Origin of the sequence: Megasphaera hominis (assembly GCF_014269395.1) — a bacterium.
GTDB lineage: Bacteria > Bacillota > Negativicutes > Veillonellales > Megasphaeraceae > Megasphaera > Megasphaera hominis.
Map to the genome: position 1 here is coordinate 71,788 of NZ_JACOGK010000005.1, position 24,973 is coordinate 96,760.

Below are 24,973 nucleotides of genomic sequence, written 5' to 3' on the forward strand. Positions count from 1 at the left end.
GTTTCATTTTAATTATGCTTCCGAATGCTGAACTTCATAATTAGTTCGTCCTTACAAACTAATTATAGGCTTTCACCTGGTATAATTCAATACTCCCGTTTATGCTATTTTTAATATTCACCTGTTCTTATCTGTAAACATATACTCTTTTGGTGTTCATTAACAGGAGGTAACACTATGGATTTCCATCATCTTAAATATTTCGTCGAAGTAGCGGACAAAAAATCCTTCAGTAAAGCTGCGCGCACGTTGCATATATCCCAGTCGGCTATTAGCCGTACGATCAAAGCCTTAGAAGAGGAACTCGGTGTCGTTCTGTTTATGCGCAATGCCAAAGCCGTAGAATTAACGGACGCCGGGACAATTTTCCTGTCCCATGCCAAACGCGTCGTCTTCATGTTTGAACATTTGAAGACGGACTTCGAAAATGAATTCAAGCTGGAACAAGGTACGGTCCTCATCGGCCTGCCCCCGATCACGGGTGCACCGATCTTTGCCAACCTGCTGGGTGCCTTCAAACAGGAATACCCGCAGATCGAGCTGGACCTCTATGAACACGGTTCGAAAAAGGTTGAAATCAGCGTCCAGGAAGGTCTCATCGATTTGGGCATCGTCTGCACGCAGCCGAAGGAAAAGGAATTCGAATCGTTCTTCCTCACACAGGATCCCATGAATGTCATCATTCATCGCGACAACATCCTGTCGAAAGAAAAATCTATTCCTCTCAAAAAGCTGGCCAACGAATCGCTCGTTCTCTACCGCGATGATTTCAATCTCCACGACGAAATCATTCAGGACTGCAAGAAAATCGGTTTCCAGCCGAAAATCGTCTTTGAAACGAGCCAGCGTGATCTCATGATCCAGACTGTTGTGGCCAACCTCGGCGTAGCACTCCTGCCGAGCCGTATCTGCCCGAACAAGGAATCGAACCCGCGGGTCTGCGAATCCGTCGTCGTCCGTCCCCTCGTCGAACCGGAAATCATGCATGTCCTCTACGTCATCTGGAAACGGGGTCACTACCTGTCCCATGCAGCCCAGCTCTGGCTTGATTTCGTCCGCAACAAGACGCGCATTATTTCCAACGTCTGAGACCGGTCCAGGCCATAACGGAGAAAGGGCTTTAGCATCTTGAAGATTCCCCATTTTATGAAAAAACGCATCGTATCTCTTTCGGACACGACCGTGTCGGAAAGAGATACGATACTTCCTGAAGAAGAATACAGGCTGCAAAAGGAATCACTCAAAAAGCAGTACAAGGCCCTGCCGGGCTTACATAAAGCTGTGATTCTCACGGCCATAGGCGCCTGTAGCCTCGTAGTCATCCAATTTATTTGGATCATAGCACTGCAATATCAGATTTCCCTGCTGCAGGAACAAAACCGCTTGCAGGAAATACGGCTGGTACAGCTCGAGCAGGCCAGTGACAAGCACAACAACCTCTTGTACTCTACGTATGAATCGTTACAGGATCTCACCAAGAAATGGCATGACCTGCGTTTCCAGGTATTAGAAAATACATGGAAGCTGGGCAACTGACAGAGATAAAAAAAGAAGGCTGTGGATTTCTCCACGCCTTCTTTTTTGTTGTACTGCTGCAGTGTTCTTAGAGGAGTTTTTCAATATCCCCGGCAATAGCCGAAGGAACCGTCGTCGGTTCAAAGCGTTCTACTACGTTGCCCTGACGATCGATGAGGAATTTCGTAAAGTTCCATTTAATGCCATCGCCTTCGAGGAATTCCGGGAAGTTCGCTTTCAGCGCTTCGACCAGAACGGGAGCGATGGGGTGATTCATGTCAAAGCCCTTAAAGCCTTTTTGTTCCGTCAGATATTTAAACAGGGGCTGTGCCGTTTCACCACGGACATCGCCTTTTTCAAAGATCTGGAAAGTAACGCCATAGTTGACGCGGCAGAAATCCTGGATTTCATCAGCTGTACCCGGATCCTGTTCGGCAAACTGATTGCACGGGAAACCGAGGATTTCCAAGCCTTTATCTTTATACTGTTCGTACAGTTTCTGTAATTCTTCAAACTGCGGCGTAAAACCACATTGGCTGGCTGTATTGACGATTAATAATACCTTACCTTTATATTCACTTAACGATTTTTCTACACCGCGGTTTGTTTTTACAGTAAAATCATATACGTTCATGTTCCATTCCTCCTGTTCGATTATATATAACCATTCCTCCTGTTCGATTATATATAATAAGTTTTATAGGAAACTGCAGCAGCTTGTTTGGCTGCAGTGTTTCTTTCTCTCCATGCATTTATTATACATGGTTTTTCTATTTTGTCAAATTAAATTATATAAAATAAAATTTGACTTGTTTGTGCTTTAGCATTACAATAAAGTTAATCTTATTGTAATGGAGACCAGCACTATGACTACAAAAAAATACGATCCTTTATTATTACAAAACCAGCTTTGTTTTCCCCTCTATGCCAGCGCCCGTAAAATTGTGGCGGCCTATCACCCGATGCTCAAGAAGCTGGGTATTACGTACCCCCAATATATTACGATGATGGTCCTTTGGGAAGAAAAAGAAATCTCTATGCATGACCTGGGCCAGCGTCTGCTTCTCGATTCCGGTACGCTGACGCCGGTATTGAAGAAGCTCGAAGCCCAAGGCTTTATCCGCCGCTACCGCAAGCAGGAAGATGAACGGCTGCTCATGGCCGCGCTTACGGAAAAAGGCCTGGCCCTGCGCGACCAGGCAGCAGACATTCCCCACCAAATGGGCTGTCTCTTAAACCGCAAGGGTACGCTCTTTTCGCCTGAAGAAATGGAGCGGCTGAAAAAAGAGCTGTATGAAATCATCGACGCCCTGACAGCCAAATAGGGAGGACAAACAAAACGCCTTGTACCGAAATACGCAATGCTGTTATTTCGGTACAAGGCGTTTCTGTATGATCGTAGTTACGTTGGTTGACATAAAAGTTGCAGGAATGCTTCCGGTTCCGGCAGGCGGTGCAACAGCACCCACGGTGAATGGGCCTGCAGCTGCTCATACGTATAATGGCCCGTAGCGACGGAAACCGTATAAGCGCCGATGGCCTTGCCACACTGTATGTCATAGGGTGTATCACCGATGACGTACATGGCTTCGATTTCACTGCCCCAGGTTTTCTCGGCAATAGCATGGGCATATTTAGCCATATCATCGCGATAGTAGAAATTGCGGGCAAAACCGGAATGGTCAAAGTCAAAGTATTGTGAAAGGTTGAAAAAGTCCAGTTTCATACGGGCCCCATGAATGCTGTTACCCGTAAGCAGGCACTGATGAAAATCCGGATGCTGCGCAAAAAAAGGCAGGAGATCCCGTACAGGCGGAATGATTTCACCGTTCATCTTCTGCAGCCATTTCATGAGATGCTTTTCATAGTTCCGGCAAAATTCATTGACTTCTTCGTCGTCAGGCATGACGCCTGTAGCCTGGTATAAGAGCTGCTGGCAAATGTAGTTGTCCGTCCGGCCGCCGGCAGAAATCTTCGGCACGGCCTGGTCATCGCCTTTGAGTTCATGGAATACCTCGTAGATAGCGTTCATACCGGCCATACCCGTATTGACGAGGGTACCGTCAATATCCCAATATAAGAGCTTCATTATTCCCCTCCTTTCTGCTATGGAAAAAGGGCCGGGCATCAGAAGCAGGCAGTATGTACTGCAACATTCCAATGCCCGGCCCCTCAACCAGGTATCTGCTGACTACTGCCGCAAATTATTTGGAAACGAGTTCCTTTGTATCGCGGGCAATCATGATTTCTTCGTTTGTCGGGATAACATACAGTTTAACTGTAGAGTCGTCCGTGCTGATGAGCGCATCTTTACCACGTACGTTGTTGCGTTCCGGGCAAAGTTTTGCGCCTAAGTATTCGAGGCCTTCGCAGATAGCTGCGCGGTCTTCGATACCGTTTTCGCCAACGCCGGCCGTAAAGGTGATGACGTCAACGCCGCCCATAGCAGCAGCCAGGGCACCGATCAGTTTGCGTACCTGATAGTGGAACATATCGAGGGCGAGCTGAGCGCGTTCGTTACCTTCTTTGGCAGCCTCGCCGAGATCACGGAAGTCACTGGAAACGCCGGAAATACCGAGTACGCCGGATTTCTTGTTCATGAGCGTGTCCATTTCTTTCGTGGACAGGTTGTGTTTGTCCATAACGTTGAGGACGATGGCCGGGTCGATATCGCCGCAGCGTGTACCCATGAGGACGCCGGCGAGCGGTGTGAAGCCCATCGTCGTATCTACGCATTTGCCATATTTGATAGCAGCTAAGGAAGAGCCGTTACCCAAGTGGCAGTTGATAACGCGGAGTTTTTCCTGCGGTACGCCCATAACTTTGGCGATCTGGCCGGCTACATAGCGGTGGCTTGTGCCGTGGAAGCCATAACGGCGGATGCCGTCTTCTTTATACAATTCATACGGAAGGCCATACATAAAAGCTTTCGGCGGCATTGTCTGATGGAATGCCGTATCAAATACAGCAACCTGCGGTACGTTCGGCATAATAGCTTTGCAGGCGTTGATACCGATAATGTTCGGCGGGTTGTGCAGCGGAGCCATGGCAGAGCATTTTTCCAGGGCTTTCATGACTTCGTCGTTAATAACTGTGGAGGAAGCAAATTCTTCCCCGCCATGGACAACACGGTGGCCAACAGCGTCGATAGCGTCCATCGATTTGATAACGCCGCATTCTGCGTCAGTAAGGATGTCCAATACCATCTTTACTGCAACCTGATGATCCGGAATAGACTGCTGTACTTCTTTTTTCTGGCCATTCCATTTGTGTGTCAGCAGAGAATCGGAAAGTCCGATTTTTTCTACCAACCCTTTTGCCATGACTTCTTCATTGTCCATGTTTACCAACTGGTATTTCAAGGACGAACTGCCGCAGTTTACAACCAATACGATCATGCAATTTACCTTCTTTCGTGTATTCTTCTAATTATTTTTGATTTGACCAAAGACATGATCAATTACCTCTTTGCCTACAGCATCGTTGTCTGAGTACAAATACGTAATATCCCATACTTGGTCTTTATCTTCAAAAAACAGGCTGCGCCCCGCCATCTTGACCGTACGGCCCTGGACGTTGAGGTTAAAGGTCGCTTCAACTTCCGTCGCCGGCTTATCAAGGACAGTGGTCTGCGTTACTGTTTTCTGCAGATCAGAAAGTGTTGCCGTCTGCGCTAGCATATACGTAGGTTCTTCCGCCCACGCCTGCACAGATGTGCTGCTGGCCGGCCGGGATTCTGCCGTAATAATCCAATGGGCATCGTTGGCACCATAAAAATTGGTTCCGTCTTTTTGATGCATTTCACCTAATTGGACAGGTGTCATCAGATATACCTCTGAATTGCCGGATTTGAGCTGCGTATAGCCGAAGCTGTATTCTTCCATGATGGTTTCGTTACCGCAACCAGTCAAAAGGAAAAAGGAAGCCGCAGCCAGCGCGGAAACCAGGAATTTTTTCATTCTCTTCATACTATCACCTATTATGCTTTCTAACAGACTTGTTTAATTATAGCATATTCTAGAAAAGAGAAAAAGGAGAAATTGTAAAATGTCTCGTCAAATCCCTGTTAAATACCCCTTTTTGCCCGTATAATATACTATGTATTATATATTAGTTTCTTAAGGAGTCTGCCATGCCTGCTGCTATTGCCATCATTGCTGAATTCAATCCCTTTCATACGGGCCACGCGTATTTACTCGCTACACTGCGCCGGCACTTTGGTCCTCATGCAGCGCTCGTCGTCATCCTGAGCGGGTCCTTCGTCCAGCGCGGTGAACCGGCCCTCTTCTCTAAATGGCAGCGTGCTTCCATGGCTGTAGAAAATGGAGCAGACTGCGTCGTAGAACTGCCGGCAGTTTACGCCCTGTCAAGTGCCGCCGGGTTTGCTGCCGGCGGCGCAGGCCTGGCAATACGGCTGGGCTGCACACACCTGGCCTGCGGCGTCGAAACAGGGACAGCCGGCGATTTCCTGCGCCTGGCCCGCATAGCCCAAGAAAGCAGCGCAACCGGGCATGGACGTACGGCCGGCCAGGCCCTGACTGACGCCATAACAGCAGCGGCCCCGGATTTGGCCTCTCTGTTGCAGCAGCCCAATGCGCTTCTGGCGTTAGAATACGCCAAGGCTATTACCGCTTCAGGCCAGGAACTTGCCTTCCTTCCCGTGCCCCGGCAAGGCAGTGATCATACCAGTGGTCTAGACGGCACCTATACGAGCGCTTCGGCCTTACGGCACGAGCTTACAGCCCGGGGCCTGACAGACCAGGCCGCAGCCTATTTACCGGCCAACTGCCAGGCTGCCGTAAAAAAACTCCTGGCCAGCGGCGCATATACGGACTATGACCGCTACGGCGATTTCGTACTTCTCCAAAACCGCTTGCTCACGCCGGAAAAGCTGGCCACGCTCCCGGCTTTTAGCGAAGGCCTGGAAAACCGCTGGTACCGCATGATGAGCGAGGCTCTTTCCTATGAAGCTGCCCTAGCGGCCGTAAAGACCAAACGCTACGCCTATAGCCGTCTGTGCCGTATGGGAGCCTATACACTGCTCCAGCCGTCACAGGCCCTGATGGATGCGTCGTACAGCGAAGGGCCTCAGTATGGCCGCATCCTCGCCTTAAACCGCCGCGGTGCCGCCCTGATTAAGGAAGCAGCCACACATTTCCCCATGCTTAACCGCGTCAAAGACAGCCGGCCCGTCCTCTCCCCCTTAGGCCAGGCGCAGCTGGCGCTGGATCTTCGCGCTACAGATATACAGCACTACTGCTTTACGTCCCGTACAGCCCGCACGGGCCATGCTGATTACTACGAGTCACCCGCCTTCCACCCGGAATGAGCGGGTCTTTTTTTGTTTATTTTTTCATTTTTTGTCTTTTTCCTTTTGTTCTATTGACTTTTTGACTTTTATGAGTATAATGATACTTGAACTTAGTTGTTCACTATCTTACTGCACAGACTTGCACCATACGCAAGGAGGTCTTAGTTATGGGAAACGAAAAATACACACAAAAAGTCATCGAAGCCTTTCAGACGGCTCAACAGATAGCAGCACTTCATTATAATCAGGAAATTACATCGGTCCATGTCCTCATGGGCCTGGTTAAAGAACCGGAAGGCTTGTTGTCTACCATCTTTACGGAATGCGGCACCGATGTGCCCATGCTCCAGGCCCGCCTGGAACAGCTCCTCAAAAAGATTCCGTCCGTCCAAGGCCAGAGCCAGATGTCCATGGCCGTCGAAATGGCCCGGGTCATCGGCAAGGCACAGCAGTATGCCGAATCCATGCACGATGAATACATCAGCACGGAACACCTGCTTCTCGGGATTGCCGAAGAAAGCGACAGTGACGTCCAGAACCTCTGTCGTGAATTTGGCCTGGTCAAAGATAAGATCATGTCGGCCATCCGCAAGAACCGTAAACAAAACGTCAATTCCGATAATCCGGAAAGCAACTATAAGGCCCTGGAAAAATACGGGCGCGACCTGACCGCCGCAGCCCGCAAAGGCAAACTCGACCCGGTCATCGGCCGTGACGATGAAATCCGCCGCACCGTAGAAATCCTCTCGCGCCGGACGAAGAACAACCCGGTCCTCATCGGTGAACCGGGCGTCGGCAAGACAGCCATCGTCGAAGGCCTGGCCCAGCGTATCATCGCCGGCGACGTACCGGAATCGTTGAAGAACAAAACCCTCTACTCCCTCGACATGGGCTCCCTCATTGCCGGTGCCAAGTATCGCGGTGAATTTGAAGAACGACTGAAATCCGTACTCAATGAAATTTCCAAATCGGAAGGCCAGATTCTCCTCTTCATCGATGAAATCCACACCGTCGTCGGGGCCGGTGCCTCCGAAGGCTCCATGGATGCCGGCAACATTTTGAAACCGATGCTGGCCCGTGGTGAATTACGCTGCATCGGCGCCACGACGCTGAACGAATACCAGAAGTACATCGAAAAGGATGCCGCTCTGGAACGCCGTTTCCAGCCGGTCATGGTCAACCAGCCGTCTGTAGAAGATACGATCACCATCCTGCGTGGCCTGAAGGAACGCTACGAAGTCCATCACGGCGTCCGCATCCGTGATAAAGCCCTCGTCGCCGCTGCCGTCCTTTCGGACCGGTACATTTCCGACCGCTTCCTGCCGGATAAAGCCATCGACCTGGTCGATGAAGCCGCAGCTAAGCTGCGTACGGAAATCGAATCCATGCCGGCACCGCTCGACGAAATCCGCCATAAGATTATGCAGCTGGAAATCGAAGAACAGTCCCTGAACAAGGAAACAGACGATGCCTCCAAGGAACGTCTGGCAAAGATTACGGAAAAGAAAGAAGAACTGAAGGCCCAGGAAACGGAGCTCAAGGAAAAATGGGATAAAGAAAAGCAATCCATCCTGCGCACGCAGGCCATCAAGAAGGAAATGGATTCCGTAAAGAACGAAATGGCCAAAGCCGAACGGGACTACGACCTGGCTAAGGCATCGGAACTGAAATACGGCAAACTGCCGGAACTGCAGAAACAGCTGGACGACCAGGAACAGTTCCTGGCTGAACATAAAGATTCGCAGCTCCTGAAGGAAGAAGTAGGCGAAGAAGATATCGCCTCCGTCGTCAGCCGCTGGACCGGCATCCCTGTCACCAAGATGATGACCGGCGAACGGGAAAAACTGCTCCACCTCGATGATACGCTCCACGAACGCGTTGTCGGCCAGGACGAAGCTGTCCGCGTCGTCAGCGATGCCATCATCCGTGCCCGCGCCGGGATCAAGGACCCGAACCGTCCTATCGGCTCGTTCATCTTCCTCGGCCCGACCGGTGTCGGCAAGACCGAACTGGCCAAGACGCTGGCAGAAACGCTCTTCGACGACGAACGCAATATTATCCGTATCGATATGAGCGAATACATGGAAAAGCACACGGTCTCCCGTCTCATAGGGGCGCCTCCGGGATACGTCGGCTATGACGAAGGCGGCCAGCTCACAGAAGCCGTACGCCGTCACCCGTACAGCGTCATCCTCCTCGATGAAATCGAAAAGGCCCATCCGGATATTTTCAACGTCCTCCTGCAAATCCTCGATGACGGCCGTCTGACCGATGGCAAGGGCCGTGTCGTCAACTTCAAGAATACGATCATCATCATGACCAGCAACCTGGGCTCGCACCAGATTCTCGAAGCCGACAGCTTTGAACAGGCTGATAAAGAAGTACGGGAGCTGCTCAAACAGTACTTCCGTCCGGAATTCCTGAACCGTGTCGATGACATCGTCGTCTTCAAGGCCCTCGGCAAGGAACAGGTCCAGAACATCGCGTCTATCCTCCTCAAACGGCTGAGCGAACGTCTGGAAAAACAGGTCAAGGTACATCTGACCTGGACCGACGAAGCGTTGCAGCAGCTGGCCGACCAGGGCTTCAACCCGCAGTTCGGTGCCCGTCCCCTGCGCCGCCTCATCGTCCATACGGTCGAAACGGCCCTGAGCCGCGACATCATCAGTGGTGCCGTCCGCGAAGGCGATACCGTTTCCATTGGCTACGAAAACGGCCAGTTTACCTTTACGCCTTACCGGCAGCAAGAAGCATAATCCTTTCTTCTCTTTCTAAAGAGACTGACACGCTGCAGTGCCCGACGCACTGCAGCGTGTTTTGCATTACAAATGGCAGTTTTTTTCACATTTTCTTTTATTTCACTGGACAGATAGGGAATCATCCTGTAATATATAGTGTATTATGCCATCAGGCCTAATACCCTTGCCATATAGGCTGCTGCCGGTGCCCTGACAGCGGCACTATTTGGCACCCTATGGCGTTGTCAATTCCTTTCTTCCGTTTCTGCATACTAAATCAGTATGCTAAGGTAGGCATATTTCGTATTTTGAAATCACGTTTACAAGCACGCTAAAAAATTATATAATTAACTGTAACTAAACGACAGGTGGATTTTATGAATAATATGTTAGGGAAACACTTACTGATCGACTTTTATAATTGTAAGGCTGCATTTTCGAGTCCGGAAGACCTTCGGCCTCTTGTTGAGCGTGCGTTAGAGCTCGTCGGTGCGACACTGGAAGGCGCCAGTTTCTATCACCGCGACAACGAGCTGACTTGTATTGCCGTTTCCGGCAATGCCCATTTGTGCATGCACGTATACCCGGATCTGTCCTACGCAGCCATCGATATTTACAGTTTTAATACAGATATCCAGGCCAGTAAGATCATGAGTGCCTTGAAGCTCAGCTTGCAGTCTGACCGGATTAAAGCCACGAGCATACGCCGCGGCGATTTTGGCTCTATCCGTGATATGCGCCCTAAGCGCAAGAATAAAATCACGACCGTACGGAGAATGAAAAATACCGGGGCCCGCATCAAACGGACCAGTGCCAAAATGTTTACGATCCTGCGCCATCCCAAACGCAGCAAGCGCGCCCGGACGTATCAGAAGAGAAAGTCATAAGTTTTACGGAAAGGTTTTGTCCTTATGTTCATGATGTCACTTAAGCAATCTGCCGGTATCGGTTCGGAAGAGCGGGAATCGCTCGATTCGATAACTGCAGAATTACTTCAATTTATACAATTTAAAAATCAACGGCTGTACTTGCATTCCCTGCAGGTAGCGAATTACAGCGTCAGCGTAGCCGCTAAACTGGCGCTTCCCAAAAGCGAAATCGGACAAATTAAGCATGCCGCACTGCTTCACGATGTTGGCCTGCTTTTTGTTTCTAATATGCTGCTGAGTAAAATTCCTTATCTGAACCGCAGTGAAAAAGCGATGTACAAGCGGCATGCCGCAGCCGGTGGCAATTTATTGGAAAATATTCCCTGTTGCCAGGATATTATCCCTTACATTGTCTATCATCATGAACGCTGGGATGGTTCCGGTTTTCCCAAGCATTTGCGGGGTGTAAACATCCCCCTCGGTGCCCGTATCATTGCTGTAGCCGACTACTACGATACGATCATCAATCCGAGTACTGAATTTTGGGCTAAGACCAAATCCCAGGCAATCCGTGAATTATTCAGTGCCTCCGGGTTACTCTTCGATCCGGAAATTGTCAAAGCTTTCATAGAAACATTAGGTTAAAAATCAGATCAATACAAAACGCTTCTTTCCCAAAGGCAAGGGAAAGAAGCGTTTTTTTTATTAGCGGCCGCCGCTGGCCATGACCAGTCCGGTCACTTTAACGGCGCCGGCTTTTTTTAGTGTTTTGGCACAGGCTTCCAGGGTGGCACCGGTCGTATAAATATCGTCGAGCAACAGGACTTTCTTGCCCCGTACGGGCCTGCCGTATTGCAGGGAAAAGGCTTTATGTAAATTAGCAGCCCGTTCGGACCGCGATAAATGCCACTGCGCTTCTGTCGTCCGGACGCGCTGCAGGCAATCGTACCAGCCGGCATACGATTCGATCCACGGGCGAAAAATCACTTCCGTCTGATTATAGCCACGTTTTTCATAGCGTTCCGGTGATAGCGGTACGGGCACAGCCCAATCGGCATGAAGTACGTCCGGCCAGGGAAAGCGGGCCAGCAAATAGTGGCACGCCGCTTCATACTTTAGGGCACGATGATACTTGAGCTGCTGCAACAGGCGGCGCATGGGACCACGATACTCAGTAAGGCAATAACAGCCGGACAGGGTGCCGTGGCTGCCATCCAGCAGCCGGGGATGCCAGACCTTGCCATAGCAGGTACTGCACCAGTCCCCGTGTGACGGGACAGACTGTTCACAGCCCGGGCAGCGGGCAGGAAAAATAAGACGTGTGAGCCACTCCATATCAAAGAATTTCCTCTTCCCGGATTCGTTCTGCCAGAAGGGTATTACGCTGGCTCGTGCGCACGTTTTGAACGGCCCGTTCCAGGGCCCGCTCGGTGCCGACGATCAAGACCTTGCGTTTCGCCCGCGTTACAGCCGTATACAGTAAATTGCGCTGGAGCATGATGGCGTGGCTGTTGACGAGAACGAGGATGACCGTCTGGTATTCACTGCCCTGGCTCTTGTGGACTGTAATCGCATAGGCCAGCGTAATTTCTGTAAGCTCAATGCCCTCGTATTTGACATCCTGTTCGGGATAGCGTACATAAATGGCCTGATCTGCTACAGCAAAGACTTCCCCTATATCGCCGTTGAACACGCCCTTTTCATAGTCGTTTTGTTTCTGCATGACCTTATCGCCTACGCGATATATAGTGTGGCCGTTTTTCAGCTCCGACTTGCCTTTGACGGGACCGTTGGTCTGGGCCTGGATCAGTTCATTCAGATGATCTACGCCGCATTCCTGGCGGTACATAGGCGATAAGACCTGGACAGCAAATTTATCGCCCGTTTCCTGTACTTCGGCGGCATAGAGCCGGCTGATGATCTCAGCGCCCTGGCTTTCACTTTCGATGGTGACGAAGCGGAATTCCTGGTCTTCATTGACGACGGGCAAGCGGCCGCTGTTGATGAGGTGGGCGTTCGTCACGATACGGCCGCCTTCACGCTGGCGGAAAATCGTATTCAGGCGCACGACAGGCACCACATCAGAACGGATAATATCATGCAGTACGGAACCGGCGCCGACAGACGGCAGCTGATCCGCATCGCCTACGAGGATGAGGCGGCACATGGGGCTGACCGCCTGCAGCAAGTGATACATGAGTTCCATATCCAGCATGGATACTTCGTCGACGATAATTAAATCGGCCTTAAGCAAATTCGTTTCGTTGAATTCAAAAACCTGGTGCATACCTGCGTAGCCTGCCGGCACGAGAAGGCGGTGAATGGTCTGGGCCTTGCGGTCCGTCGTTTCAGACAGCCGCTTCGCTGCCCTGCCTGTAGGGGCACAGAGGAGAATGCGCAGCTGTTCCTGTTCTGCCAGACTGATGATCGTCTGCACCACCGTCGTCTTGCCTGTACCGGGGCCGCCCGTAATGACCAGGAGGCCCGACTGGAGCGATTTTTCAACGGCCTCCCGTTGTTTATCTGCCAAGGTAAAATGGCAGGACTCTTGCCAGCGGTCCAGGAAAAGCTGTACATGCATATGGCCCTTAAAGGGCTTCATCGTAACCATGTCACGGATACGGTCAGCAATTTCGCACTCTTCGTCATACATATCCGGTACATAAATAAGCCGCTCGCCAGCGTATTCAGCCGCGACGAGCTGTCCCATGGAAATCGCTTCTTCCAGGACCTCATGCAGGACCAGGCGGTCGGCCCGCAAAATAGCGGCAGCCCGGCGCAGGAGCTCGTCTATGGGAATACAAACGTGACCGTTATTGGTAAGCTCTTGCAAGACATAGGTCACGCCGGCGCCGAGGCGGTCTCTTGAGGCCGGGTCGATACCAAAGGCCAGGGCAATCTGATCGGCTGTCTTAAAGCCGATGCCTTCCACTTCCTGAATCATCCGGTACGGTTCATTTTCCAGTACGTACACGGCGTCCTTGCCGTACGTTTGGGAAATACGCGATGCAAAGCGGTTAGAAATGCCATGTGTTTCCAAGACGATGGCCAGGTCATTGACTTCCTTTTCTTCCCTGAAGGAAGATGTAATCTGATCGAGCTTCTTTTTTCCTATGCCTTCTATTTCCAAAAGGCGTTTGGGCTCTTGTTCCATAATTTTCATAGTATCCGTGCCAAATGCCTGGATGATACGATGCGCCAGCGCCGGACCGATGCCTTGGACAGCACCGGAGGCGAGGAAGCGTTCGATCCCTTCGGCCGTATCGGGCAGGAGCCGTTTCCACGCTCCGGCACTAAACTGCTTTCCGTACCGTTTATGCTGTACCCAGTGCCCCTGTATTTCCAGCCTGTCCCCTACCAGAGGCTTAGGTCCATAGCCGGTTACAGTCTGTAAGGTGTTATCCACTTCTTCACGGAAGCGAAAAACGAGATAGCCCGAATCGGCTGCTTCAAATAAAATACGTTCTACAGACCCTTGCAGGGTTGTTGTTTCTTCTGCCATATTACGTCTCCATCCGTTTTCGTTCGTAGCGCTTGCTTTCGTCCATAATACACCGGTAAATGGTCTGCAAATATGGCGCTAAGTCTTTATCTGAGGCCAGCGCGGCAATCTTATCGAGAACCAGCCGTTCCCGCCGCGGATCGTAGACCTCCATATGATGCAAGGCTTTATACTCAGCTACTTGGGCTACGACTTTCATGCGTGCCTCCAAGAGCTGCGTCAATTGCTGATCGAGCCGGTCGATCTCCTGCCGGCATGCTTCTAATTCCATGGGACACTCCTTCTCTAAAACAACTGGCCTTTAGGCGTTTCTGTTACGACATCGCTGGCGGACCAAAGAATGACTGCCACTAAAAGAATGGTCAGGGCAATACGCGTATAGTTCGAATGAAAGAGGATATCAGTCAGGCTCCGCCGCTTCCGGCTGATGATTTTATATTCTACATCCTGCGCCTTATTCAGCATACGAAATTCAGCGTCTTCCATATCCTGTGTAAACGTGCCGTGACAATGAATCGTTACGTGTGTCTGGCCGTCACCCACAAAAAGAGCCGCCACACGGCTGAGCCATTGACACAGGTGTTCAAGAATTTGTCCATCTGCACAGGCGCTTTGATAGGAAAAGAAGGTGATTTCTGTTTCCATAATCCCTTCTTTGATTTCCGTCTTAAAAAAAGGATATTCCTGCCGCAGAATGACGAGCATATCTTCTACTTGCCGGCGCTGCTCCGGCGCTAAGGTATAGATTCTGCCCGGTGTCTGCGTAGCCAGGGCAATGGCCCCGCCTACAGTAATCCCATAGGCGCCATAGTAATGACGCAGGTATTTAATGATATCCATAAGCGCCTCCTAGTACAACCGTGCACCACAATGGGGACAATATAACGCATCCCCTTCAACGGGGGTCCCGCAGGCAGAACAATATTTTTCATGGCCCTTTGGCAGCTGTGGCCGCTGTTCTCTGCCGATGGCAGCAGGCCCGTTATTTTCCAGCCGGTCCAGGCGCTGTTCTACGTGATCCATACGGGAATGGAGGTTTGCTTCAGAAACACTGACACGGTCCCGAAGAAGACTCGTATTAATGCGGTTTTCTTCAATTTTCCGCTGTTCTGACAGATCCTTCATGAGGGCCAGGGCGATTGCCGCCAGCAGCGGCGAAAGGAGCAGGGACACGATGCCCCAAACGATAGGATTGCGGCCGCGATGATTCGCCCAGATGCCAATAAGAACAGCAAAAAGAATACCCAGAATAAAAATCATATTTTCACCTTCCCAAAAAAAGGATGACTGTGCAAACACAATAAGCCTATTTTATTATTATACGATATTCCCTGCTCTATGACTAGGGAAAGGCCGGGTAAAAGCCAGCCCTGTCGTCAGCGTACAGGCTCTGTGCGGCTTCAAAGCTATAACCTACCGGAGAGGTACCAGGTCAGTATGTGAAGTATGTCTTTCATGTATGGCAAAAAAATAACTTCCCTGTCCGGCATCTGAAAATGCCAGCCAGGGAAGTTATGCCCACGGAAAAGAAGGCCATTTTTCTTAATCACTGGTACCAATCTCGCTAGCGGACTTCTATCTCCCACTCCCACGACTACATTGGATTTTATTTTGAAAGCGTATCCTTTACGGCTGTCGCTTAGCTTATCCCCGTTTCCGCTCAGAAGCGTTTGCTTTTCCTTGTTCCGGCAGAACCGTAAGGGAAAGGTGAATCGCCAAGTGCTCTCCTTCCCGCTTCACTTCAGCTACTACCGGCAGGCTCTGTGGTACCTGCTGTTCTAAGACTGTAAGGAAATAGATCAGCTCGTGATAGGTTCCCTGCAGTTCGATTTCATAGACAGCAGGATTGGCCGGATCTGCCTGGAGTGATTGCAGCTGTATTCCCGTGGCGGCAGCGCTTTCCTGTATCACTTGGGACATGTCAGCAGTCAGGGCTTGGGACCGTTCCAGCCACGGTGCCGGCAGCTTTTCCTGTAACACCGGCCGCAGTTCTGTTAGCCGTTCATTCGCAGCCTGCCAGTTACACTTTCTCTCATATAGCGCATGGGTCAGATACGCTGAAATGAGAAACAGCAGGCTCAGGCCCGCCAGCAACGCCCGGCGCGTTGTATTATTTTTTATGTATAGAAGCTGTTTCAGTTTTTCCATTCGTGTCATCTGCATTTCCAAACCCCAAATAAAGCTGCATTTCGAGCCGTGCCTTTTCTTTCTTTTGCACATTACCGATGTGTACTTGGCTAAAATATTCCGTTTTTTTTAATTGCCGCAGCCATGTCTGTACGGAAGCGATTTTCGTACTGGTCAGGTGAAGACAGAGCTTATCCTTATCTGCTGTAAGGCCCTGTACGGCTACATCGGGCGGCTTGGTATCTGCCAGGCAGACGAGCAAGGCCGGCCAGGCAATGCGGGAAGTCAGACCGGCCCGGATACGGTCCGCTTTTAGCTTGGCCCGTTCAATCCGGTCATTGCGCTGTTCCAGCCGCTGCTGTACCGGATACAATTCTTTTGCGTAGTACTGCTCCTGCTGTGTAATTTCGTACAATAAAAAGGCAGATGCCAGCCCCAGGCAAAGGGTGCCGGCACAGAGAACTACGATTGCCATAGGGATAAACCGGTACGCCTTCGTCCCTTTTTGACGCTGCCTCGTTAGTGGTATTAAATTCATACGTATCATGGCATACCTCATAAAAGTACCGACGGGGGACCTGCCAGATGCCACTGCTGTACGCGCTTTCCATACGCCGGCTTCCAGCAGGGGGCTGTCGGTTCTTCTTCTCCCTGGGGATAAAAGCTCATCGCATACGGTTCTTCCTGAGACAGGTCCCTTTCATCAGCTGCACCATAGGTATAGACAGACACATACCCAGCCTGCATATGTAACACATGGGTTCTATTTTTTTCCCGTAAATATAAGGTCCCATCGGTTCCGCCATAGCGGTTACTGATCCAGGCAGGCAGCACGTCTACACGGTCTACAGATACGTCTCTTGCCTCTAAAAGTTGCAGCATTACCTCAACAGAGGCCGCCGGATACGCACTAAAAAGCCATAAATTCGTCTCCCGGCTCTGTTTACGTATCTTATATATGTCATACGTATAGGTATCGGCTGTATTGGCCAGGGCATCTGACCAGCTGGCGGCTTCCCGCGCTTCTTTCCGCGTTCGTCCGGGCAGCTCCAGCACCTGCCAAAGCAGCAGGGAACCACTGAGGACAATAGTCAGGGTATACGTAGAAAGCTCATACACCGTAAGAATGTCTTCCAGTACAGCTTTCAGTTTTTCCGGTTTTTCCAGCCAGTGGAAATCCCTAATATCCTCATACGTACAGCCGAGGACATGCTTTGTCAGGCCCAACCAGTTTTTTTCTATTTTAACTACATGGACCACCCGGTCCGTGACCCACAATACGGCTTCGTTTCTTATCAATCGTTTTATCATATGCTTCAAACCTTATACGCACCAAAAGTAAAATTCCATTTCCGCTCTGTCGTATCATATACGGCCGTAAAAGGAACTGCACAGGTCTTCTCCATTTGTTCCAGCCCGTCTTTTCCCTCTACAGGGCTGCTGCCGATACCACGCAGCGTCCCCTGCAATATTCCCTTTTCGTTTTTGGCTTTAAACTGGACCCGCATGGCTTCGCCGGCCTGTAATCCATCGATATCCTTGAGGACCAGTGTTTCCCGCAACAGCAGGAAACGTGATGTTTTTTGGCTGTAGCGTTCTTTGCCTATTTCTAAAGCACTCTCAGCCAAATACGCAGCCCGTGTCGCATGAGAAAAAGTCCGTACCTCCTGCCAATGCCGTTCTGCCAATACGGCTACAGCCAGGGAAAAGCTGAAAACGACAAAGCCAAGCCAGGTCACAAAAAGCGTTACAAAGCCATTATGTGTTTTTCTCATCTATCCTCCCTAAAGGCCTGACCTTCATATAACAAGGCCATCTATATAAACCATCCTTGCTCTGCAGGCAAAGGGAAACGACAATGTATGGGCCTTCGAAATAAAAACACCGTCCGTCTGCAGCTAAGGGCTTAGCCACAATCTGCCGCTCTACCGCCGCGCCTACACGGCTTCCTGTCAGGGGCTGCTCACTGCCATTGGAGAGAATTTTATATACGACCTCTCCCCGTACGGAAAAGCCGCTCTTCCTTTGTTCGGACAGGATGATCAGCTGCGAATGATTTGACAAGGTGATCGTGTCGGCATAGCGCAGAGAGGTATACAGTGTCTGGTCCAGCAGGATCCCCTGCAAGGCCAGCTCGGTCCGTACGCGGCAGGCTTCAAAATGACGGACAGCCAGGGCCGCCGCCGGCACAAGGGAAAGAAACAGCATACTGACCAATAAGACCGACAAGGCAGCTTCCATAAGCAGAAAGCCATTACGGCTCGGCTTCAGGCATTTTCCAAACGCGCAGGAGTACGTATTTTTCTCCATTCCCATTGGTCACCTCCACTTCGTAGTGCAGCAAACCGGATTCCAGCGGCCGTGCCGTCGTACGTATCCCATAGGACTGCTGCTGAAAGACCTGTTCGTTTTGGGTGTCTTCCAGATGGGGCCACGTAGTTTCTGCTTCGGCCAACGCACTACGTCCTGCCAGTACCAGTTCCTGCAGCCTGCGGCTTCGTTCGTAATATAATTCAGACTGGCGCAACAGCCCCAAGGAAGGCACAAATAAAAGCAAGGCTATCGTCATAGCACACAACAGGTCTGTCAGCATGAAGCCATTCTTACGCTTTTTCAATTCGTATTCGTCCCGTCTGGGCTGCAATGACAATCGTTTTTTTATACGTATCATCAGCCAGCTTGAAGGTAATGCGCATATCCGGGCCTGAAGGGCGTCCCGCTTCATCAAAGGAAAAGTCTTTTCGTTCTTTTGATTCTGTGACAATCCGGTTGTTACCAAAATACGTTCTCTTTTCAATCCGGTAATTATGCATAATCCGGTACTCCCCGTCCTGCACCACAATGGACCAAATATCAATTTCTCCCAGATGATTGCCAATGGCATATTGCCGCACTGCATTTAAATCGAGAGCCAGTTCATCGACCAGGACATCCAGCTTATGGCGGTCATTTTGCCACGCCCTGGGCAGCATAACCGTAGCCGCCAGGGTAAAAACGAGGACGGTTACTATGCACAATTCCAGAGCTATAAAGCCATTTCGCTTACGCGCTCTTAGAGAAAATAAGTCAGCCATTGCCAGCACTCCTCAGAAAAAAAGAAGGAAAACCACCAGCCGCCTACGATACAGGGAGCAAAAGGGATCAGGCGCTGGCGCTGTTTGAGCCAAAGAAACAGTGCCAGCAGTGTCCCCATGAAAAAGGAAAAGCAAATCACCAGGTAAAGAGTAAACCCGGTACAGCCCAATGCTAATACGGCCAGCAGTTTGATATCTCCCGTACCCAGCCCCTGCGGGGCCAGCCAGGCCAACAGGCCCAGGCCGGCCAGGCAGGAAACAGTAAATCCCTCATTGGGGGCTACGAGCTGTAAGGCCCAGGCCGCGCCATTGACCAGGAGAAGCAGGCCGACTGCCACATCGGGCACCCAATAGTAGCGCACATCCGTGTAGATAATGACAGCCGAACAGAGAGCCATGACGCAAAGCCAGCCATAGTACGCCACTGTCAGGGCCTCACTATGGCTCCACATCGCTATCATGGGCCCTTACGTCGGCGTGGCCGCCGTGCCTTCGGGATCATCAGAGCTATAGGTAGTGCCGTTCAGTGTGACCTTGACAATACCGTCGGCAATACTATAGGCCTCTGCACCTTTAGGTGGCTGCGGCACAAATTCCAAATACTTATCGTCTGCCAGGACCTGTACGCTTGCCGGATATTCCCCTGTATCAAACTTATACAGCGCAGCAGCATTACTGATGGTCCGCAGATCAGTCTGTATTTTTGCCTGGTTGGCTTTATCGCCAGCCGTACTGAATTTGGGTACGGCAACGGTCGCAATGGCCAAAATGATAGAAACGGCAACGAGCATTTCTAACAGGGAAAAGCCATTTTTCACAGGTTTTCTCCATTTTTTTCCTAATGTCAGCATGTTGATCTTACTCCTCTCATGAAATATGTGATTGCTACCCCATGCCGGCTGCCGCATCAAATAAAGGCAGCAACAGGGCCATGACGACGATGCCGATAATCAGGCCGGTAAGCGTCATGAGCAGGGGTTCCAATAAACTACGCAGGGTCGTAAAAAAGACCGACAGGCGCCATTCGTAATACGCGGCAATTTTATAAAAGATCGTGTCATAGCTGCCCGTCGACTCGCCTACTGTCAGCATCGTCTCTACGTAAGGTGTACTGATAAGTTCGCCTTTTATGGCTTGTGAAAACGAGCCGCCCTCTTCGATCCGGTTCATACAGCGGGTCATTTTATGCCGGTACCAGACTAAGGGGACAACAGCCGAGGCCCGCCGCATAGCCTGCAAAAGGGGAATGCCCCCAGCCAGCTGAATGGCCAGGACACTGCTAAAGCGCTGCCAGCACCCAATCAGATAGAGACGCCGTACAGCCGGTATGCGCATCGTCTGTTCGATACACCAGGCACGGCACGCAGCCCTGCGGCTGGCATACACCAGCCCCACTATAGAGAGCAGTACCGAGGCGATGATGACGGCCGCATGGACCTGTACCAAGGCAGAAATCCGTAACAGCAAGCGCGTCAATAGAGGCAGCGTCAAGTGCAATTGTGCAAACATCTCTGAAAATACCGGCAATACCCAGCATACGGCACCGACGAGAATACAAAGGGTACAAAACAACAAGAAGGCCGGATACAGCAGAGCCTGCAAAAAGAGCTTCTTTTGCCGGTCCGTCTTTTCGTAAAAATCTCCCAACAGGCCCAGCATCGTCTCAAGACTGCCGGAATACTCGCCGGCATACAGTAATTGACAGGCAAAAGGCGGAAACAGCCCCGATTGGTTCAATACCTCCGAAGGCGCCACACCTTCTTCCATCGTCGCCAGGATCTGGCGCAGCTTGTCTTGCTGCGTCTTGTTTGAAACTTCCAGAATCAGTAACCGCCAGGCCTCTACAAAGGGAATGCCGGAGCGCATCATTTCGGCCAGTTGCTGAAAAAGATGGCTTAGCACACGCGCCTTAAGGGGCCGGTTGCGCCGGATTCGTTTTTTCCACAGGCTTTCCCTTATTTGTTCTTCTATTTCTACGATGTGCCACTCCTGCTTTTCTAACAGTTGCTTCACAGCTTGTTGGGACGGAGCCCGTAACACACGGGTCACCGTTTCTCCTGATTGGCGGCGGGCGGTCACGCGAAATTCTTTCATCCTCTTTCCCTCCTGGCATACCTGCTTGCTTGTTCCATAGTCCGCATCCCCTGGGAGGCGCTGGTCTGAATAATGGTCTGCAGCTGGTGTTCCTTGCCACTGCGAATGAGCTGGGCTACAGCCGGCGTCTGTAAGAGTATCTCCCTGATAATGCGCACACTGCCATTAAGGCAATGCCTGCGCTGGGACAGAATGGCCTGCAATACCATGGCCAGACGGTAACGGACTTCTTCCTGCAAAGCGCCCGGGTAGGCGCCGACAAAACGAGTGACAGCCTGGGCTGCCGAACAGGTATGCAAGGTAGAAAGAACAAGATGCCCCGTTTCGGCTGCCGTCAGGGCTGCGTCCATCGTTTCAGCATCCCGCATTTCTCCTACAAGGATGACATCGGGATCCTGTCGCAGGGCCTGACGGACACCTTCAGCAAAGCTGGGAAAGTGCTGATACAGTTCCCGTTGCGTAATCAAGGCCTTTTCTCCCGGCAAGACAATTTCAATGGGATCTTCCAAAGTAATGACATGGCAGGGACGGGTTTGATTCAGATAGTGAATCATCCGCCAAAGAGCCGTCATCTTACCATTATTCGTTGGCCCGCAGAGGAGAACTAACCCTTCTGTTTGTAAACTCAGCCGCTGCAGCAACGCTTCATCATCGTCCGGCGGCAGCTGGTCCAAAGGATAGAGGATCCGTATATTGACATAGGGTCCTGCATACGTTTCGGCCAAGGTAACACGACAGCGTATCCGATCGATCCAGTCTAGTGAAAAAGAACAATTTCCCTTTTTTATTTCATTATATAAGGGGAAATGTGTTAGCCAGGCTTGTACTTCCTCCGGTGACACAAAGCAATCGTTCTGGGCAATCAGTTCACTGTTCAGGCGCAGCCTCACTGTCTGTCCCGGCTGTAGATGAATATCCGTAGCCTGCTGACGCACGGCACGGGCAATCAGATCATCCATCTGCATAGCCTTCACTCCTCATATACCCGTTTGATTTCTGCCATATCTGTCAGCCGGCTTTCGACAGCCTGCCGGATGCACTCATCCATGAGGACGGCACCATCGCTCCGGGCAGCCTCGACCATGGCTTCCCGGCCTGCTTGCCTGCGTATGGCCTGGCGTACATGAATTCCTGCCGGGACGACTTCGCACAGGCAGGAGCGGCCGCTGTAGCCGGAACCAAAGCAGACAGGACAGGGTTCCGCAGCAGCAGAGTACCTTTCGTCGTGGCCCTGACGGCAGGCGGGGCAGCGCTGCCGTACCAGGCGCTGGGACGCCATGCCCAGTAAGGCGTCGGCTACCAGGTACGGTTCGATGCCCATATCGAGAAGACGTATAGGTACATCTACAGCCCGTGATGTATGGAGTGTACTAAACACGCGGTGCCCTGTAAGGGCTGCACGTATAGCTATTTCTGCCGTTTCCCGGTCACGTATTTCGCCGATGACCAGTACGTCCGGGTCCTGCCGCAACAAAGCCCGCAATCCATTTTGAAATCCCAGTCCTCCTTTTTCGTTGATCTGGCTCTGGCAAAATCCATTGACCCGTAATTCTACAGGGTCCTCCAAGGTAGCTACGCTGAGAGTTTCCCTATCGATTTCCCGCAAGGCCGCATACAAGGTCGTCGTCTTGCCACTCCCTGTAGGACCACTGATCAGAAACAGGCCCTGACTGGATTGGACGAGTTGTTGCAAGACCTGCCGTGACGGCGCGTAGGGAATCAAATGCTGCAAGTCTTGTGGAACGGCACTGCTATACAAGAGGCGGATAACCGTTTTTTCACCGCGCACAGTCGGCATGGTGCTCACCCGCAGGTCTACGTGCCGGCCGTCTTTTTGCCAGCGGCACCGGCCATCCATGGGGATACGCGTATTGGCTATATCGAGCTTGCTCATGACTTTGATGCAGGCTGTGATTTTCGCCAGGCTGGCCAACGGCAGCGTAGCGGCCTGACACAAGACACCATCGATACGATAGCGGACGCGGATGACCGTATCCAGCGGTTCCACATGGATATCGCTGGCATGACGGCTGACGGCAGCCGTTAAAATCTGCTGTACCAGCTGCTGTACAGATGTCCCTTTGGTAATGAATAGTTCCTTCTCTGCCTTCATGCATGTACCTCCTGCCATCTTTTTCCCGTTCATCATATCATAGGTATTGCCTTTCCTTATGTGTTTTAATGTAATTCTCATGGAAGATTAATTGGTCTCCCATTTTCTCATTTTGTTTTAATTTTTCTTCTGCCACAAAAAAAGCAGGCTGCCTGTGACAGTCTGCTCTTTCGCTGCTATATTCTCTTTTTCGTTACATAGGGCAATGGTATTCGCCGCCTGTGGTTTCCAGCCATTCAGCCCGGGCTTTTTCCAGTTGTTCCGGCTGTTCCAATGCTTTGACGCAGGCCAGGGCCAGGACGCGTGCAGCAGCCAGGACGGCCTTGTGGCCAATGGTGCTGCCGCCGGCTGAGGTTTGGTACCACGAGTGAGCCGGTGTAGCCAGTGTGCGCGTAGCCATGACGAATTGGGCCGTCGGTGTAACATAGCCTACGTCACCTACGTCAGTGGAGCCGGCCGATACGGCTTGCAGCCGTGTCGGATCAAAAGCTGTAACCTGCGTGTCCAAGGGATAGGCTTTCTTTTCCTGCCACTGGTCTTTCGGATAGCGGCCTTTTATTACGTCCGCGAGCTTGTCCAGCATAGACGGATCGTAGGTTTTCAAATACGCGGCGGCAGCGGCGTAGTCCGCGTCGTCCCATTGCGGTCCGCCGGCCTCCTCCATGGCTTCGTTCAGGATTTGGGCGCAGGCGGCATTTTGGAAGCAATCGGAATAGCCCATGAGAGGCTTGAATTCAACGCGCGTCCCTGTCATGAGGGCAGCCCCGCGGGCTACGTCTTTAACGCGTTCTGTAATTTCTTCGGCGTCTTTGATGTACATGGAGCGGACGCCGTATTTCATGACACAGTGGGACTGGACGATATTGTAAGCCGTACCGCCGGCATCGACGTAGGCGTAGTGAATACGTGAATTGGGCACGACGTGTTCGCGCAGGTAATTGCAGCCGATATTCATGAGCTCACACGCATCGAGAGCACTCCGGCCCATTTCCGGGCTGGCTGCTGCGTGGGCAGATTTGCCAAAGAATTCGACGTAAAAGACCTTGTCGGCGTAGTGCCGCAGATTGAAGACACCTGTCGTATCGCTGGGATGCCACGTAAAGGCGCAGTCACAATCATCAAAATAGCCATCCCGGGCCATCCATGGTTTGACGCCGCCTTCTTCTTCAGCAGCGCAGCCGTAGTAGCGGATAGTACCAGGCAGCTGATGCTGCTGCAGGTAGTCCTTTACGGCCAGCGCTGCCGCCAAGCAGGCTGTACCGAGAAGGTTGTGGCCACAGCCATGGCCGCTGCCGTGTTCTTGGCCCGGGCAGGCACATTTTTCCGTAGCCCCGGCGACTTGGCTCAAATTGGCCAGGGCATCGTATTCACCCAAAAGGGCCATGACGGGCTTTCCTGACCCGTAGGAAGCAATAAACGCTGTTTCTACACCGCAAATATTGCGTTCTATTGTAAAACCTGCTTTTTCCAGAATCGAAATGAGCAGTTCCGAAGATTTTATTTCTTCCCGTGAGAGTTCTGCATATTCCCAAATAGTGTCACTGGCCTGCAGGATTTCTTGTTTTTTTCCTTCCAGCAAGGCGTCGATTTCGTGTAATGCGGACATGGCCTCAGCCTCCTTTAGCTTATT

Annotated in this window: 29 protein-coding genes; 7 read left to right on the forward strand and 22 right to left on the reverse strand. The window is 51.3% G+C overall.

The window, feature by feature from the left end:
* Positions 1–177 precede the first annotated feature (177 nt).
* Both H8J70_RS02665 and H8J70_RS02670 read left to right on the forward strand, forming a co-directional pair.
* Positions 178–1,089: a LysR family transcriptional regulator gene (locus tag H8J70_RS02665; RefSeq protein ID WP_186502320.1), complete on the forward strand. Its 912-nt coding sequence runs from the start codon at positions 178–180 to the stop codon at positions 1,087–1,089.
* Positions 1,090–1,146: 57 nt separating this feature from the next.
* Entirely contained in the window at positions 1,147–1,536 is a 390-nt protein-coding gene (locus H8J70_RS02670) for a hypothetical protein (RefSeq protein ID WP_186502321.1), read from the forward strand.
* A 67-nt stretch (positions 1,537–1,603) separates the two neighbouring features.
* On the opposite strand, the gene H8J70_RS02675 is transcribed toward H8J70_RS02670, so the two are convergent.
* Complete coding sequence (locus tag H8J70_RS02675) at positions 1,604–2,149, reverse strand: glutathione peroxidase (protein WP_186502322.1); 546 nt, start codon at positions 2,147–2,149, stop codon at positions 1,604–1,606.
* Between the two features lie 232 nt (positions 2,150–2,381).
* Here H8J70_RS02675 and H8J70_RS02680 point away from each other — a divergent pair, with 232 nt between their 5' ends.
* Complete coding sequence (locus tag H8J70_RS02680) at positions 2,382–2,840, forward strand: MarR family winged helix-turn-helix transcriptional regulator (protein WP_186502323.1); 459 nt, start codon at positions 2,382–2,384, stop codon at positions 2,838–2,840.
* A 77-nt stretch (positions 2,841–2,917) separates the two neighbouring features.
* On the opposite strand, the gene H8J70_RS02685 is transcribed toward H8J70_RS02680, so the two are convergent.
* The 3 genes from H8J70_RS02685 to H8J70_RS02695 form a co-directional block, all read right to left on the reverse strand.
* Positions 2,918–3,604, reverse strand: coding sequence for an HAD family hydrolase (locus H8J70_RS02685; RefSeq protein WP_186502324.1), 687 nt, complete (start codon positions 3,602–3,604; stop codon positions 2,918–2,920).
* A 115-nt stretch (positions 3,605–3,719) separates the two neighbouring features.
* Positions 3,720–4,913: an acetate/propionate family kinase gene (locus H8J70_RS02690; RefSeq protein ID WP_186502325.1), complete on the reverse strand. Its 1,194-nt coding sequence runs from the start codon at positions 4,911–4,913 to the stop codon at positions 3,720–3,722.
* 27 nt (positions 4,914–4,940) lie between these two features.
* Positions 4,941–5,483 (reverse strand): hypothetical protein, encoded by a 543-nt coding sequence (locus tag H8J70_RS02695; protein WP_186502326.1) that lies wholly within the window; start codon positions 5,481–5,483, stop codon positions 4,941–4,943.
* 164 nt (positions 5,484–5,647) lie between these two features.
* Between H8J70_RS02695 and H8J70_RS02700 the strand changes: the two genes are divergently transcribed.
* The 4 genes from H8J70_RS02700 (at position 5,648) to H8J70_RS02715 (ending at position 11,078) form a co-directional block, all read left to right on the forward strand.
* On the forward strand, positions 5,648–6,844 hold the full coding sequence (locus H8J70_RS02700) for a tRNA(Met) cytidine acetate ligase (protein WP_186502327.1): 1,197 nt from the start codon (positions 5,648–5,650) through the stop codon (positions 6,842–6,844).
* A gap of 149 nt (positions 6,845–6,993) precedes the next feature.
* A complete protein-coding gene (gene clpB, locus H8J70_RS02705; protein WP_186502328.1) occupies positions 6,994–9,582 on the forward strand; it encodes an ATP-dependent chaperone ClpB in 2,589 nt (862 codons plus the stop codon).
* A 359-nt stretch (positions 9,583–9,941) separates the two neighbouring features.
* Positions 9,942–10,451: an S-adenosylmethionine decarboxylase family protein gene (locus tag H8J70_RS02710; protein ID WP_186502329.1), complete on the forward strand. Its 510-nt coding sequence runs from the start codon at positions 9,942–9,944 to the stop codon at positions 10,449–10,451.
* 24 nt (positions 10,452–10,475) lie between these two features.
* Positions 10,476–11,078, forward strand: coding sequence for an HD-GYP domain-containing protein (locus tag H8J70_RS02715; RefSeq protein WP_186502330.1), 603 nt, complete (start codon positions 10,476–10,478; stop codon positions 11,076–11,078).
* A gap of 60 nt (positions 11,079–11,138) precedes the next feature.
* On the opposite strand, the gene H8J70_RS02720 is transcribed toward H8J70_RS02715, so the two are convergent.
* From H8J70_RS02720 to H8J70_RS02805, 18 genes are all read right to left on the reverse strand, one after another.
* Complete coding sequence (locus H8J70_RS02720) at positions 11,139–11,768, reverse strand: ComF family protein (RefSeq protein WP_186502331.1); 630 nt, start codon at positions 11,766–11,768, stop codon at positions 11,139–11,141.
* 1 nt (position 11,769) lies between these two features.
* Complete coding sequence (gene recD2, locus H8J70_RS02725) at positions 11,770–13,935, reverse strand: SF1B family DNA helicase RecD2 (protein ID WP_186502332.1); 2,166 nt, start codon at positions 13,933–13,935, stop codon at positions 11,770–11,772.
* Between the two features lies 1 nt (position 13,936).
* Positions 13,937–14,206 carry a chorismate mutase gene (locus H8J70_RS02730; RefSeq protein ID WP_186502333.1) on the reverse strand — a complete coding sequence of 90 codons (270 nt, stop codon included), beginning with the start codon at positions 14,204–14,206 and terminating at the stop codon, positions 13,937–13,939.
* 14 nt (positions 14,207–14,220) lie between these two features.
* Entirely contained in the window at positions 14,221–14,775 is a 555-nt protein-coding gene (locus H8J70_RS02735; protein ID WP_186502334.1) for a hypothetical protein, read from the reverse strand.
* A gap of 9 nt (positions 14,776–14,784) precedes the next feature.
* Positions 14,785–15,195 (reverse strand): zinc ribbon domain-containing protein, encoded by a 411-nt coding sequence (locus tag H8J70_RS02740; protein WP_186502335.1) that lies wholly within the window; start codon positions 15,193–15,195, stop codon positions 14,785–14,787.
* Positions 15,196–15,579: 384 nt separating this feature from the next.
* Entirely contained in the window at positions 15,580–16,083 is a 504-nt protein-coding gene (locus H8J70_RS02745; RefSeq protein ID WP_186502336.1) for a hypothetical protein, read from the reverse strand.
* Positions 16,046–16,537, reverse strand: coding sequence for a PilN domain-containing protein (locus H8J70_RS02750; protein ID WP_186502337.1), 492 nt, complete (start codon positions 16,535–16,537; stop codon positions 16,046–16,048). Before H8J70_RS02750 ends, H8J70_RS02745 begins: the two co-directional genes overlap by 38 nt.
* Positions 16,538–16,617: 80 nt before the next feature.
* Positions 16,618–17,373, reverse strand: a complete 756-nt coding sequence (locus H8J70_RS02755; protein ID WP_186502338.1) for a hypothetical protein — start codon at positions 17,371–17,373, stop codon at positions 16,618–16,620.
* 5 nt (positions 17,374–17,378) lie between these two features.
* On the reverse strand, positions 17,379–17,837 hold the full coding sequence (locus H8J70_RS02760; protein ID WP_186502339.1) for a hypothetical protein: 459 nt from the start codon (positions 17,835–17,837) through the stop codon (positions 17,379–17,381).
* A complete protein-coding gene (locus tag H8J70_RS02765) occupies positions 17,821–18,378 on the reverse strand; it encodes a hypothetical protein (RefSeq protein ID WP_186502340.1) in 558 nt (185 codons plus the stop codon). The genes H8J70_RS02760 and H8J70_RS02765 overlap by 17 nt, the downstream gene beginning before the upstream one ends.
* A complete protein-coding gene (locus H8J70_RS02770; RefSeq protein ID WP_186502341.1) occupies positions 18,317–18,679 on the reverse strand; it encodes a hypothetical protein in 363 nt (120 codons plus the stop codon). Before H8J70_RS02770 ends, H8J70_RS02765 begins: the two co-directional genes overlap by 62 nt.
* On the reverse strand, positions 18,666–19,136 hold the full coding sequence (locus H8J70_RS02775) for a pilus assembly FimT family protein (protein ID WP_186502342.1): 471 nt from the start codon (positions 19,134–19,136) through the stop codon (positions 18,666–18,668). The genes H8J70_RS02770 and H8J70_RS02775 overlap by 14 nt, the downstream gene beginning before the upstream one ends.
* Positions 19,115–19,597, reverse strand: a complete 483-nt coding sequence (locus H8J70_RS02780; protein WP_186502343.1) for a prepilin peptidase — start codon at positions 19,595–19,597, stop codon at positions 19,115–19,117. Before H8J70_RS02780 ends, H8J70_RS02775 begins: the two co-directional genes overlap by 22 nt.
* A gap of 6 nt (positions 19,598–19,603) precedes the next feature.
* On the reverse strand, positions 19,604–19,987 hold the full coding sequence (locus tag H8J70_RS02785) for a competence type IV pilus major pilin ComGC (protein ID WP_186502344.1): 384 nt from the start codon (positions 19,985–19,987) through the stop codon (positions 19,604–19,606).
* A gap of 34 nt (positions 19,988–20,021) precedes the next feature.
* Positions 20,022–21,230 carry a type II secretion system F family protein gene (locus H8J70_RS02790; protein WP_186502345.1) on the reverse strand — a complete coding sequence of 403 codons (1,209 nt, stop codon included), beginning with the start codon at positions 21,228–21,230 and terminating at the stop codon, positions 20,022–20,024.
* Positions 21,227–22,195, reverse strand: coding sequence for a type IV pilus twitching motility protein PilT (locus H8J70_RS02795; RefSeq protein ID WP_186502346.1), 969 nt, complete (start codon positions 22,193–22,195; stop codon positions 21,227–21,229). The genes H8J70_RS02790 and H8J70_RS02795 overlap by 4 nt, the downstream gene beginning before the upstream one ends.
* Positions 22,196–22,200: 5 nt before the next feature.
* Positions 22,201–23,343: a GspE/PulE family protein gene (locus H8J70_RS02800; RefSeq protein ID WP_186502347.1), complete on the reverse strand. Its 1,143-nt coding sequence runs from the start codon at positions 23,341–23,343 to the stop codon at positions 22,201–22,203.
* 193 nt (positions 23,344–23,536) lie between these two features.
* Entirely contained in the window at positions 23,537–24,949 is a 1,413-nt protein-coding gene (locus tag H8J70_RS02805; RefSeq protein WP_186502348.1) for an amidohydrolase, read from the reverse strand.
* Between the last annotated feature and the right edge of the window lie 24 nt (positions 24,950–24,973).